The 12666-nt window shown below is 64.8% G+C and carries 11 protein-coding genes and 1 pseudogene; 6 read left to right on the forward strand and 6 right to left on the reverse strand.

Annotation, left to right across the window (positions count from 1 at the left end):
* The first annotated feature begins 157 nt into the window (after nucleotides 1–157).
* From CCR94_RS01120 to CCR94_RS26740, 5 genes and pseudogenes are all read left to right on the forward strand, one after another.
* Nucleotides 158–931: an SDR family oxidoreductase gene (locus tag CCR94_RS01120; RefSeq protein ID WP_104506051.1), complete on the forward strand. Its 774-nt coding sequence runs from the start codon at nucleotides 158–160 to the stop codon at nucleotides 929–931.
* 13 nt (nucleotides 932–944) lie between these two features.
* The gene (locus CCR94_RS01125) at nucleotides 945–1214 is read left to right on the forward strand and encodes a c-type cytochrome (protein ID WP_146089791.1); all 270 of its coding nucleotides are present in this window, start codon (nucleotides 945–947) and stop codon (nucleotides 1212–1214) included.
* Between the two features lie 116 nt (nucleotides 1215–1330).
* Nucleotides 1331–2098 carry an FAD-binding oxidoreductase gene (locus CCR94_RS25570; RefSeq protein ID WP_206605746.1) on the forward strand — a complete coding sequence of 256 codons (768 nt, stop codon included), beginning with the start codon at nucleotides 1331–1333 and terminating at the stop codon, nucleotides 2096–2098.
* Nucleotides 2077–2775, forward strand: a complete 699-nt coding sequence (locus CCR94_RS25575; protein ID WP_206605747.1) for an FAD-linked oxidase C-terminal domain-containing protein — start codon at nucleotides 2077–2079, stop codon at nucleotides 2773–2775. Before CCR94_RS25570 ends, CCR94_RS25575 begins: the two co-directional genes overlap by 22 nt.
* Nucleotides 2776–3708: 933 nt before the next feature.
* Nucleotides 3709–4041: pseudogene (locus CCR94_RS26740) on the forward strand (winged helix-turn-helix domain-containing protein); the annotation flags it as partial.
* A 900-nt stretch (nucleotides 4042–4941) separates the two neighbouring features.
* Here the strand turns inward: CCR94_RS26740 and CCR94_RS26495 are convergent.
* Genes CCR94_RS26495 through CCR94_RS01150 form a run of 5 tightly spaced genes read right to left on the reverse strand, consistent with a single transcriptional unit; the run spans nucleotide 4942 to nucleotide 8871 of the window.
* The gene (locus CCR94_RS26495; RefSeq protein ID WP_104506058.1) at nucleotides 4942–5649 is read right to left on the reverse strand and encodes an AMP-binding protein; all 708 of its coding nucleotides are present in this window, start codon (nucleotides 5647–5649) and stop codon (nucleotides 4942–4944) included.
* A 28-nt stretch (nucleotides 5650–5677) separates the two neighbouring features.
* A complete protein-coding gene (locus CCR94_RS01140; protein ID WP_206605748.1) occupies nucleotides 5678–7045 on the reverse strand; it encodes a hypothetical protein in 1368 nt (455 codons plus the stop codon).
* Complete coding sequence (locus CCR94_RS01145; RefSeq protein ID WP_244593885.1) at nucleotides 7042–8076, reverse strand: ATP-binding protein; 1035 nt, start codon at nucleotides 8074–8076, stop codon at nucleotides 7042–7044. The genes CCR94_RS01140 and CCR94_RS01145 overlap by 4 nt, the downstream gene beginning before the upstream one ends.
* Entirely contained in the window at nucleotides 7970–8506 is a 537-nt protein-coding gene (locus tag CCR94_RS25795) for a biotin carboxylase N-terminal domain-containing protein (RefSeq protein WP_244593883.1), read from the reverse strand. The genes CCR94_RS01145 and CCR94_RS25795 overlap by 107 nt, the downstream gene beginning before the upstream one ends.
* On the reverse strand, nucleotides 8506–8871 hold the full coding sequence (locus CCR94_RS01150; RefSeq protein WP_104506054.1) for an acetyl-CoA carboxylase biotin carboxyl carrier protein: 366 nt from the start codon (nucleotides 8869–8871) through the stop codon (nucleotides 8506–8508). Before CCR94_RS01150 ends, CCR94_RS25795 begins: the two co-directional genes overlap by 1 nt.
* A 150-nt stretch (nucleotides 8872–9021) precedes the next feature.
* Here CCR94_RS01150 and CCR94_RS01155 point away from each other — a divergent pair, with 150 nt between their 5' ends.
* Complete coding sequence (locus CCR94_RS01155) at nucleotides 9022–9288, forward strand: hypothetical protein (protein WP_146089792.1); 267 nt, start codon at nucleotides 9022–9024, stop codon at nucleotides 9286–9288.
* Between the two features lie 193 nt (nucleotides 9289–9481).
* Here the strand turns inward: CCR94_RS01155 and CCR94_RS01165 are convergent.
* Nucleotides 9482–12666: autotransporter outer membrane beta-barrel domain-containing protein (locus CCR94_RS01165; protein ID WP_206605749.1), on the reverse strand; the 3185-nt coding region annotated here is incomplete at its 5' end.

Genomic DNA, 12666 nt, shown 5'->3' on the forward strand with positions numbered 1-12666 from the left:
AGGATGCCTCACGCATTCGCAAGAACCCGGACATCGCCGCCCGCCTGCGATCTTTCGCGTACAACCTGCTCAGGGCCGCTGGGTGCGACAACATCAAAAACGCCCGCTGGCGCGCCGCACTCGATCTCAATCTAATCCTCGCTATGCCTCGACTGTATTGAGAACTGAACAGCCCTGGGGCATAGGCGCGGGGATCGCCGAACGTTTTGCGGACATCGGAGCCTCGGTCGTGCTGACCGACGTGAACAAGTCGAAAGGGCAAGAGGTCGCGGCCCGCATCCGCGCCAAGGGCGGCAAGGCCGTTTTTCAGGCGCATGACGTGGCGAACGAAAGCCATTGGGAAGCCGCCGTCGCCGCCGCGATCGGGAGCTACGGCCAACTCGACGTCCTCGTGAACAACGCGGCGATCGAACAGACCGTCTGGCTGGCGGACGTCGATTTCGCCGACATGCAGAAATTGCTGACCATCAACGTCAGCGGCGCCATTCTCGGCCACAAGCACGCGATCAGGGTGATGCGCCCCGGCGGCGCCTCGGGGCGAGGCGGCAGCATCATCAACATTTCCTCCGTCGCCGCCTTGATCGGCGCGCCGGGTCTCGGCGTCTACAGCGCCTCCAAGGGCGCCATCCGGCTGCTGTCCAAGGCGGCGGCCGTGGAACGCGGCGCGCTCAAATACGGCATCCGCGTGAACGCCCTCCATCCCGCCTTCGTGCAGACCGAGATGGGGGAAAAGCTGCCCGGCGATTTCGTCAGCCTCGGCGTCTTCCCGGATATCGACGCCGCGCGCAAGGCGCACACCGCCCTCTACCCGCAGGGACGGACCGGCGTCCCGCGCGACATCGCCGACGCCGCCGTCTTCCTCGCCTCGGACATGTCGAGCTGGGTCACGGGAACCGAACTCGTGGTCGACGGTGGCCTGTCCATTTGCTGAAGGGGAGTGGAACATGACAGCACAGGGAATGGGACGTCTTTGCGTCCTCATCGTCGCCACTATCTTCTGCGGCGCGCCCGCCTGGGCACAGGCGGTGGGACAATGGCGCGACGAAAAGCAGCTCTACGCCAAGACCTGCAAATTCTGCCACGGAACCGGCGTCGGCCCGGGCTTGTGGGGCCGCGCGCAAAAGCCGGACGCGCTCAAGGAGGCCCAGGCGTCCGCCCATCGCTGGAATGAACGCAACACACAGGGGCTGGTCTCGTTTGCCGTGCAAATGTGACCAAGGCGCCCGGGAGGAAACAATGAAAGACGACATGGTTTCCGGAAGGCGTTTCGAAACAGGATTTCCTGAAGGCGGTCGCGGAATTCACCGACGTCGTCGGCAAGGATTACTGCATGGTCGATCAGGATCACATCGCCCAATACACCAAGATCATGCTTCCGGTCGACGAGGCCCGCCACACCCCCTCGGGGGCGCTGGCGCCGGCCTCGGTCGAGGAAATCCAGCGCATCCTGGCGGTGTGCAACAAGTACAAGGCGCCGGTCTGGACCATCTCCACCGGGCGCAATTTCGGCTACGGGTCGGCGGCGCCGGCCACGCGCGGGCAAATGGTGCTAGATCTGAAGCGCATGAACAGGATCATCGAGGTCGACGCCGATCTCGGCTATGCGCTGGTCGAGCCGGGCGTCACCTACAAGCAGCTTTACGACTACATCCATGAGCGCAATCTGCCGCTGTGGCTGTCGATGCCGCTGCCCAGCGCCATCGCCGGCCCGGTCGGCAACACGCTGGACCGCGGCGTCGGCTACACGCCCTATGGCGAGCATTTCCTGTTTTCCTGCGGCATGGAAGTGGTGATGGCCAATGGCGACATTCTGCGCACGGGCATGGGCGGCATCCCCAACAGCAACACCTGGCAGGTGTTCAAATGGGGCTACGGTCACTATCTCGACGGCATCTTCACCCAGTCCAACTACGGCGTCGTCACCAGACTGGGCTTCTGGCTGATGCCGAAGCCGCCGGTCTACAAGCCGTTCGGCGTGCAGTTCGACGCCGAGGCCGACATCGAGAAGGTGATGGAAGCCGTCAGGCCGCTGCGCATCGCCAACATCATTCCAAGCGCGGTCTGGGTGTCCCATGCATGTGGGACGTCGCGGTGGTGAACAAGAGGGCCGACGTCTACGGCAAGCCCGGACGCATGCCCGACGATGTCGCGGAAAATCTAATCCGCAAGCAGGGCATGGGAATCTGGAACGTGTTCGCCGCGCTCTATGGCACGGCCGAACAAGTGGCCGTGAACTGGAAGATGGTCGAGGCGACGTTCAAGGCGCTGGGCGGCAAGATCATCGTCGAGCAGGACGTTCCCGACGACGTCTGTTTCCAGTATCGCAAGGCCATGTTCTCGGGCACGCCGACGCTGCGGGAATTCGGGCTCTACAACTGGCGCGGCGGCGGCGGGTCGCTGTGGTTCGCCCCCGTGGCGCAGGCGCGCGGCAACGAGACCGTGAAGCAGATGAAGATGACCCGGGCGACGCTGGATGAATATGGTATCGACTATGTCGCCGTCTTCATCGTCGGCTGGCGCGACATGCACCATGTCGTCGATCTGCTCTACGATCGCACCAAGCCCGAGGAAATGCGCAACGCCTATGAGTGCTACGACAAGCTGGTTCGCCAGTTCGCGGCGGAAGGCTACGGCATCTGCCGCACCAACATCGCCTTCATGGACCAGGTCGCGGATACGTTCGGTCCGGTGAAGAAGGCCGTCAATCTCAAGATCAAGAAGGCGCTGGACCCCAATGGCATCCTGAGTCCGGGAAAATCCGGCATCCACGCGTGAGCGCGGACAAAGGACGGCGCTGCCAACCCGCGCCGCCCGTTTTTGATGCAGATTAAGGCGTCCTGACGACAGCAAAGGAAGACTTGCAAAACAAGAAAGACCGATAACCGCTCAAGACTTCAAACAAGCAAGGCGGACGGTTTGGGAGGAGCAGGGATGACATCAGCCCGATCGCAGGGCGTCCTTTCCATGGAAAGGACGCCAAACGCAGTCAAACGAACCGGCGGCGCGAGAAGCGAAAACGCGCTTCTCGTGCGCACCAGACTGTTTCCGCCCATGCGCGCCGGAGGCGTCGTGCCGCGCCCCCGGCTGGAGCGCATGGCCGAGGGGCTTCGCCACAAGACACTGACGATCGCGCGGGCGCCCGCCGGCTACGGCAAATCCACCTTGCTCGCGCAATGGTTCGATGGTCTTCGCGGCGCAGGCGCAGGCGCAGGCGCCGTCGCCGGGTGGGTCAGCCTCGACGAGGCCGCCGACGATCTCGCCAGCTTCTTCAACTACGCCGTCGAGGCCATTCGCGGGACGCGCCCGACCTTCGGACGGCGTCTCTCGGCGCTGCTGCAGGGGCCCCGACGCCTGTCGCTCTCGGAAGTCGTGTCCGCCTTCGTCAACGGCCTGCTCAGCGAAGACGACGATATCTTCCTGTTCATCGACGATCTCCATCTCGCCACCGAAGTCGGCGTGGTCGAGGCCTTCGCCAGGATCGTGGCGCATCCCCCCGCCAATCTCCATCTCGTTCTCGCCAGCCGGCACGCGCCGCCGTTTTCGGTTTCGCGCCTGCGCGCCAAGGGTGGCCTCGCCGAGGTGGACATGTCGTCGCTGCGTTTCGACCCGGAGGAGGCCGCCGATTTCCTGCAGGCGGCCGGCCATGCCGACCTGTCGGACCACGAAATCGGCGCGCTGGTGTCGAAGACGGAAGGGTGGGTCGCCGGCATGCAACTCGCCTCCATTTCCCTGGACGGACGCGACAGCATCCAGACCATTATCGAGAACATCAGCGGCGACCATCGCTACATCTCGGAACATCTCGCCGACGACGTGCTCGTCAGCCTGCCGCCGCACACGCTCGATTTCATGTTGAGCACGTCGATCCTGCCGCGATTCTGCGCCGAGTTGTGCGACGCGCTCACTGGAGCGGGCGATGCGCGCGAGCAACTGGACCGACTGGAGCGGCAGGAGCTTTTCATCCTCTCGCTGGACCATGAAGGTGTCTGGTATCGCTATCATCACCTGTTTTCGAAGTTCCTGCGGCGCAAGCTTTGCGAGCGCGACCCCGGCGCCGCCCGTCGGCTGCACCGACTGGCCTCGCACTGGTTCGTCGATCACGGCATGGCGGAGGACGCCTTCAACCACGCCATCGAGGGCAGCGACGTCGTCTGGGCGGCGGAGCTGCTCGACCGCTATTGCAGCATGCTGATGTACCAGGGCGGCATATCGACGCTGCACCGCTGGGAAAAGCAGATCCCTGCCGACGTCCTGCGCAAGTTTCCCCGCTCCAGGCTCGAAATCGTCTTTTCGATCCTGATCGAATGGCGTTTCGAGGAGGCCGAGCGCATCATTTCCGACGTCGAGGCCCTGATGAAATCCGGCGAAGCGGTGAGCGCCAGCGGAATCGGTCTGGACGCGATCATCGCGCATCGCAAAATGATCATGCATCACTTCATGGACCAGCCGCTGCTGGCCCGCGCCATCGCCTCGGAGCTGATGAAGACCTTTCCGGACGGCGACGCCTATCTGCGCGGCAACATCGCCACGGTTTCGATCTTCGCCCATCGCGAGACGTTCCATCTCGACGAGGTCGGCAAGTTCGACATCATGGCGAAGGAGGATTACCGGCGCGCCGCCAGCAAGTTCGTCGACGTCTGGCACGATACGGTGATGGGGCCGACCTGCTTTCAACGCGGCGCCGCCGAAACCGCGCTGCATCGACTGGCCGACGCGAAAAAGTCGGCGGAAGAAGTCGGCGGCAGGCTGTCTCCGCTCGCGGCCATGCCCGCGCTCGTCCTCGCCGAAGTCCATTACGAGCAGAATGACGTGGACGCGGCCTCCGAACTGGTGGAGCGCTATGGCCCCGAAGCCGAGAAGCAGGGTTTTGTCGATCACCTCGTCGCCTATTACGTGACCCGCATCCGGCTCGCGGGCCTGCGCGGCGACGAAAAAGGCGCCTCAGATGCGATCTGGCAGGCCAAGAGTCTGGCGCAGAAGAACGGTTTCGTGCGCCTGCGCCGCTTCATCGACCACGAGAGGGGCCGACTCTCGGATCAGGCCAACGACCTCGACGCCTTGAAACGTTTCATCGCGGGCGTCGGCGCCGAGGACATCGAGCGCCTGTCCAGGCCGGGGCATCGGACGACGACCGGCGACTGGGCGCTGGCGCTGTCGTGGTGTCGCGCCATCACCGCATTGCGCGAACACGGGCCGCGATCGCCGTCCTGCGCAAATGGGCGGCGTTTCTGGCCGCCAATGGCGCGGTGCGAGGCGAGGTGTCCACCCTGGCGCTGCGCGCCATCGTGCTGGCGCAGGCGCAACGAACGGGGCGAGTCGCGCGCCGGCGTTGCGCAACTGGTGCTCCAGGAACATGCCCTTGAGATCGGCGTTGAGCGGGACCATGACCGCGCCAAGGCGGCCGATCCCGAGCCAGATGCGGATGAAATCCAGGCTGTTGGGGACCATGACCGCGACACGGTCGCCGGCGCCGACGCCCAGGTCTTGCAGAAAGCCGGCGACGCCAGCGGCCTCGGCCTCGGCCTGCGCATAGGTGAGCGCACCCTCGTCGATCACGGTGACAAATGTCTGGTCACCGCGCGCCCGCGCCTGAAACGCCAGGACTTCCGGCAAGACCCAGTGCGCGCTGTCCCGCAAATGCCCGTACATGGAGAAGGTCCTTTTAAAATCGCAGCGGTCAGGCCGAGGGCGCCTTGTGCAACTCCATCCGGAAGCCGGGTTTTTCGACGATGAGATCGGTCACGCCGGGACGCACGTTCAGGCCGTCGAGCAGCTTGAGAACGGGCCGGAGGTCGGGATTGTAGCGCCGCCGGGGCGCCGCCGCCGCGCGCATGGCGTCGACCTCCTCGGCCGGCATGGTGGCGCGCAACAGGAATTCGTCGTCAGAAAGGCCGGGCGCAAAACGCTTGTGCAGTTCGGAGGGCGGCAAGGGGCCCGGCTCCGCCATCAGCTCCTTCGCGCGGGGGCGCGACAGGATGCGGTCCTTGACATTCGGGTCGACCGGCGCGGTCGGCCGTCCGAACGTGCCGAGCACATAGCGGATGGTCTGGTCGGACACATTGGCGTAGCGTTCCGCTCCGATGATGTTGTAGAGCGCCTGCGACGCCACGATCTGGGGAAAGGGCGTCACCATGATGGGATGGCCCAGTTCGGCGCGCACGCGGCTGATTTCCGCCATGACCTCGGCGAAGCGATGTTCGAGCCCGAGTTCGGCCAGTTGGCGCCGCGTCGTGGTCATGATGCCGCCGGCGATCTGGTGACGCAGAAATGACGCGTCATAGTCCTGGGGGACGCCGGCGGGCAGGTTTTCCGCCCGGGCGAGACGACGGAAATAATCCGCGACCAGGGCCAGGGCGCGGTCGTCCACGTCCACCGCATGGCCCATCTCCCGGAGATTGGCGACGACGCGCTGCGCGTCGGGCAACGAGGCGCCGTTTGACAGCGGGCCGCACGCGACGTGCAGAACCTCGACGCCGAGATCGGCGGCCGCCAGACAGGTCAGCGGCGCAAGGCCGATGGTGCAGTGGGAATGCAGCTCCAGCGGCAGGACGCCGATGCGGGCCTTGATCGCGGGGATCAGGCTGCGCGCGCGTTCCAGCCGCAGCAGTCCCGAGGGGTCCTTGATGTAGAGGCGATCGATGTTGGGGCTGGCCGCGAATTCGGCGGCCAGACCGGCGTAGAAGGCGTCGGTGTGAATGTCCGAAATCGTGTAGGTCAGAGCGCCGATGATTTCCGTCGCCCCGGCCTTGCGGATCATGCGCGCGGTTTTCAGCGCCAGCGTCATGTCGTGCGTCGGCTCCAGCACGACGAAGCGCGAGATGCCGTTGGCGACGAGACGGTCATAAGCCAGTTGCATGAATTCGGGATGCTGGCTTTCCCAAGAGATGAAGCGCAGTCCGGTGCATATGACCTGTAATGGCGTGTCTGGCAAGGCCTCGCGGGCGAGACGCATCCGCGCCCACGGGTCCTCCCTGAAGGTGCGTACGGCCACGCCCATCGCCGTGCTCGACGTGAAGTCGAGCGCGTGAAATCCGACGCGGTTCACCACCGGCGCGATTTCAAGGATTTGCCGGGTCGAGAGCCCGGTCGCGCCCCAGAGACTCTGATTGCCGTCGCGGATCGAGGCGTCGAGGATTTTGACCTCAGCCAGGGGCGCCTCCCAGCGGCGCGCGCCGTGCGATGAACGAGGGGAACCAAGGCGGTGGTGACGCCGCCGGCGACAAAATCCTCTTCGCGCATCACCTCCTCATGAACCGCCAGATTGGTGGCGATGCCCTGAATGTCGCAATGGGCCAGCGCCGCGCGCATTCGCGCCAGCGCGGCGGCCCGGTCGGCGCCATGGACGATCAGTTTGGCGACCAGGGAATCGTAATAGGGCGACACTTTTGCGCCGGCCTGCATATGGGTATCGACGCGAATGCCCTCGCCGCAGGGAAAGGCCGCGCGGGTGACGGCGCCGGGGCTGGGCCGGAAATCATAGGCCAGGTCTTCGGCGTTCAGGCGGCACTCGATGGCGTGGCCGGAAAACACGATGTCGTCCTGCTTGAACCGCAGCGGCCGCCCCTCCGCGATGGCGATTTGTTCCGCCACCAGGTCGAGGCCGCAAATGGCTTCGGTGACGGGATGCTCCACCTGGATGCGGGCGTTCATTTCGAGGAAGTAGAACGTGTCACGCGCGCAATCGACCAGGAATTCGACCGTTCCCAACCCGCGGTAGCGCAGGTGCTCTCCCAGCGCAACGGCGGCGCGATGCATATTTCCGCGCAAGTCTGGGTTGAGGTGGGGCGCGGGGGCCTCCTCGACCAGTTTCTGGTAGCGGCGCTGAAGTGAGCAGTCGCGGTCGCCGAGGTGGATCAGGTTTTCGCCATCGCCAAGCACCTGCACCTCGACATGGCGGCCGGCGGAGACGTAGCGTTCGAGATAGACCCTTGGGTCGCCGAAAGCCGCCTGCGCCTCGGCCACGGCAAGCTCAATGGTTTCGGCGAATTTTTCCGGTTGGTGGACCAGTTTCATGCCGCGCCCGCCGCCGCCGCCGACCGCCTTGATCAGGATCGGCCAACCGATACTTTCGGCCAGGGCCCGGGCGGCATCGATTGTGTCCGCCTCCCCGCCGGGAACGACCGGCAGCCCGGCGGCGACGCCGTATGTGCGCGCGCAGCTTGTCGCCGACGGCTTCGAGCTGGGCCTCGGTCGGGCCGATGAAAATCAGGTCGGCTGAAGCGCAGGCGCGCGCGAAATCCCGGTTTTCGGACAGGAATCCATAGCCAGGGTGGACGGCGTCGGCCCCGGCCGCGACCGCCGCGGCGACGATGGCGGCAATGTTCAGGCAACTGTCCGAGGATCTGGGGCCGCCGATGCAAATGGTCTTGTCGGCCAGCCGGGCCGGCAGGGACTCTAGGTCCGCCTCTGAAGCCGCGAGCACCGTCTCAATGCCGAGCCGGCGGCAGGTCCGCAGGATGCGAACCGCGATCTCGCCCCGGTTGGCGACGAAGATGCGGCGGATCATCATGCCTCCTCCGTTTCGACGCGCATCAGCGCCGTGTCCTGTTCGACCAGTTGGCCGTTGGCCCGAAAGATTTCGACCACCCTGCCCTTCACACCCGCATGGACGGAGTTCATCAGCTTCATGGTTTCGATGATGGCGACCACGGACTCCGGTTCGACCCGGCTGCCGACCTCCACGAAGGGCGGCGCGCCGGGTTTGGAGGCGCGATAGAAATGGCCGACCAGCGGGGCGCGGATGTCCACGAGGCCATCGACGGCGAGCGCCTCCGCCGGCGCTTGCGCGGGGCCGGCCGCCGCCGCCGGAGGCGTTCCCGCCGGCTGCATCAGCGTCGGCGCGGACAGAACCTGAAGCTCCTGCGTCCACATCCCGTCGCCGGCGCGGCGCAGGGACAGCTTGAACCGCTCCGTATGCAGGTGGAATTCGGTCGACGAGGACGCCCGGCGTACTCGATCTGTGCCCGGGAGGCGTCACCGAGCATCTGTTCGAAGGCAACCGCGATGCGCGGGGAAGGGGCGATGGCGATTGACGACGGGCTGCTGCCGGCTGTCGAGGATTTCTGGGAAAAACAGGTGGTTAGCGATGCGGCGCGCGTGAGACCTGAAAGGGAGGGGTCGCACGATGATGGCAAGTCCTATTGCGCCGCGCTTTTCTGGCCGTTGGCCTCTGATGAAAAATCAGATCGCGGCCATGGTGCGCGGTCGCTGCCCACCCCCCGGCCGCGCCGCGCCAACCCCGCGCCGGGCGCGCCTTTCCAAAACCGCGCCGTCCGCCGCAGGCCTTGAGGGCGCGGGGTTTGGGGATCGAATTCAACATCGCGAATTATCGGCCGCCCGGTCCCGTCGCGGAGGCGTTCATTCGCTCGCCCCACCGCGCGCCCTTCATCATGGGTCACTTCCCAAACGATCAGGTCAGCGTCGTACGCCGCCGAATATGGACGCTGGATGCGATCTTTGAAAGCCGCAGCTTGCCCGAGAGTCACCAGTTGACTTGCGCGCCGCCTTTTCCGGCGTAAAAACTCGATTTTCGGGAGAAATCGTCGTCGAAAGAAGCGAAGATGGACGACGTTTCGGTGATCGCGAGTTTTACGCCAGTCCTGACTTGCACCGCGTCGCGTCCAACCTGGGCCGCGTTTACGCCGAAGGTGGCCGATGGCAGGTTCACGAACGTTCCATAGATTTCGCGCTGTGGCGAAAACTCGTGAACGTAAGCGAGGTCGCCCCATGGGATGATCTTCATCCCGCCGAGCGCGAAAGCTTGTTCGAGGCGGACGCCGATTGAGCCCGGCGCGGAGAGCGTCTGCCGGTTCGCGACCGACAGGCCGGCCATATTGGTCCCGCCTGCGCCGTTGTTTTCGAGGAAACCGTCCGACCAGAGCGTCGCGAGATCGACCTTAACGTAGGGCGTCAGTGTCGCGCCGCCGATGACATAACGGCGGCCGAATTCGAGATGTTCGCGGAGTTCGCGGGAATTGAAGCTTGCGTTATTTTTTTCGGCGAACAGGTTGCCGAAAGCGAGGACGTAGCGCGTGGTGTGGTTGTTGAAGGACGAGAACGCGGTCGAAGCGAAGCCATAGAGCGAGCCCGAAGTCGCGGCCCCATAGAAGCCGAACTGCCCGCCTTCTAAATGGCCCGACGTCCCCAGTCGCCTGACGCCGAAGGATCCGTCGCTGTAACCGCCGGCGAAGCCCAGAAGCAGGCCGGGCTGGACCTGATAATCGATGCCGAGCGCGCCGCCATAGTTTGCGTTGGTCTGGGCGTAGGCGCCGGCGGACCGGTCGTCGCCGAACGTCGCGCCGCTCGCATATCCCCCAGACCAGACGCGCCAGGTCCGCTGCGAGCCAAGCACGGCGTCCCCTGGAGGCCCATTCGGCGCCGGCGCATAGGCCATCAAGCCGTTTGGCCCCCCGAGGGTGATTTCATTCGCCCCCTTGCCGCCGCTGAGCCAAGAGCGGTTCTGGTCGCTTATCGTCGATGTAAACAGAGCCCCCGCCTGGAACGCGAGGTTTTCCGCCCCGGCGAGTCCCGCGCCGGAAAGCTGGTCGAGAACAGCCGGCATGTTGGCGGGATTGTTCGAGACCATATCGACCGAGTTCAGGATGGGGTTCAGGCCCTTGGTGGCCGCTTCGCCGCGGTTCAGGGCGTTGGCCACCCCGACCTGGTTCGGCGTATTGGCCATGGACGCGTAGTTCACGTCGTTGCGCACCATGACCAGATAAACGTCGTTGGCGTCATAGGTCAGAGACGGTGTGAGGAACGAGACGTTCGTCGTCACGCCCTCGAACACGCCGCTGACCCCGCCAGTCGCGGTCAGGATCGTGTAGCGGGTGTAATTCGCATAACTCGTGCCACCGCCGAGCGCCAACAAAGCGCCGCCCGACAGCGTTGTCGCGCCTTGGACGTTCGTGAGGCTGGCCGAGGCCGGCGTCACGCTGATCTGGTAGGCGGACCCGGCGGCGAAGGACATGGCGCCAATGACGGACAGGCGGTTGGACGCGCTGGAGCTGATGTCGAGCGTTCCGATGTTCGCCACATTGCCGGCGATGGCGCCGTTGGCTGCCGTCACGCGACCGGCGTTGTTCAGTTGGGTCGTGGAAAGCGCGTTGGAGCCGATCGCGACGGTGGCGCCCGAAGCGTTGGAGAACGATCCCCTGTCCGCCAGTGTTCCCGTCACGTTGAACGTCCCGGCGTTGTTGGCGATCGGCCCCCCAATCGCGCCGGTCGCATTGACCGCGCCGGTATTGGTGACGCCTCCAGTGATGAGTCCAGTGCTGGTCAGCGCGCCGGAGGTCGTGATCGAGCCGTTCCAGGTCGCGTTGTTGGTGATCGTTCCGGTGTTGGATGCGACATTGGCGTTGTACACGCCGTTATTGGTCACTGCGCCGGCGTTGTTCAGGTCGTCGGTGAAAGTCCCTCCCGCAGCCACGGTGATCGCGCCAGAAGCGTTGTTGGTCACGCCGCCGTTCGCCGTCAGGGCGCCGCCGTTGTCAACGGTGATCGCGCCGGAGTTGAAGATGGTCGCGGCGTAAAGCGAACCGATGCTCGTGACCGTCATTGCAGCGCCCGACAGGACGCTGACCGGGCCTGACAAGCTGATACGCTGGCCAATGCCGCCAGACAAGGTCAGCGACCCCACGTTGACATTGGTCGCGCCAGTATAGGTGTTGGCGCCCGAAAGGGTCAGGCTGCCGCCCGCCACCGTCAGACCGACCTTATAGTTCGCGCCATTGGCGATGACGCCGCTGAAAGTCGTCGGCGTGCTCAGCCCGCGAACGGTGAGCGTCGCATTGGCGAAGCCGGAATTGGTGACGATGCCCGCGCCGCTCAGCGAACCGATGGAGTTGTCGTAGCCGCCGAGGTCGAGCGCTCCGGGCGCGGCGACGGTGAACGCCGACGACGCGCTGAACGCGCCGGAACTTCCGGCGATCAGGGTCCCGCCGTTGATAGTGGTGGCGCCGGCATAGGTGTTCGCGCCGCTCAGCATTGTCACGCCGGAGCTCGCCGTCAGACTTGCCGCGCCGGAGATGTTGTAGACCGCGCCACCCGTCGAGCTGATCGCTCCAGTCAATGCGCCGTTTTCGATCGCGCCGCCGGCCAACGTAACATTGTTGATCGACTGAGCGTAGCCGTTGAGGTTCAGCACGCCACCGGCGGCGATTTGCGTAAGCGAAGCTTGAGAAAATGTGTTTGTGGCCCCGGCCACCAAGGCCGCGCCGTTTTGGATCTTGGTAATGCCGGTATAGGTACTCTGCCCGCCAAAGGTTACCGAACCGCCCAATCCCGTATTGGCGATGATGAGCGCGCCGCCGGTCGTCGCGTTGGTAAAATTGCCTGTGAAGGTGGAATTATTGCCGTTCTGGTTGATCTTGCTTGTGCCCGAATTGTCGAGCGTGAAATTCTGGGAATAGGTCCCGGCCTGGTCCATGGTGAGCGTTCCGCCCTGGAAACTGGGCATAACATAGACGCCCAGCGAACTGGCGACAAACGCGTTTCCGGCGGAAATCGGAGACAAAATTAACTGGAGCAGGGTGAAGCTGATGAAGCCGTTCCCGAGGTTTCCGGTCATGGAGGCGGAGTTTCCCCCCGCGCCAGCGGTGGCCGACACCAGGGTGAAACCAGCGGCTTCGAAGGACCCTCCGCCGCCGCCCCCGAAGCGGTTGTACC

The sequence above is a fragment of the Rhodoblastus sphagnicola genome, from assembly GCF_002937075.1.
GTDB classification, from domain to species: Bacteria; Pseudomonadota; Alphaproteobacteria; order Rhizobiales; family Beijerinckiaceae; genus Rhodoblastus; species Rhodoblastus sphagnicola.

Coding starts and splice junctions, on each gene's coding strand:
- CCR94_RS01125 (WP_146089791.1), top strand. CDS start 945: ATGACAGCACAGGGAATGGGACGTCTTTGCGTCCTCATCGTCGCCACT.
- CCR94_RS25570 (WP_206605746.1), top strand. CDS start 1,331: ATGGTCGATCAGGATCACATCGCCCAATACACCAAGATCATGCTTCCG.
- CCR94_RS25575 (WP_206605747.1), top strand. CDS start 2,077: ATGTGGGACGTCGCGGTGGTGAACAAGAGGGCCGACGTCTACGGCAAG.
- CCR94_RS26495 (WP_104506058.1), bottom strand. CDS start 5,649: ATGTACGGGCATTTGCGGGACAGCGCGCACTGGGTCTTGCCGGAAGTC.
- CCR94_RS25795 (WP_244593883.1), bottom strand. CDS start 8,506: ATGATCCGCCGCATCTTCGTCGCCAACCGGGGCGAGATCGCGGTTCGC.
- CCR94_RS01150 (WP_104506054.1), bottom strand. CDS start 8,871: ATGTGGACGCAGGAGCTTCAGGTTCTGTCCGCGCCGACGCTGATGCAG.
- CCR94_RS01155 (WP_146089792.1), top strand. CDS start 9,022: ATGGCGATTGACGACGGGCTGCTGCCGGCTGTCGAGGATTTCTGGGAA.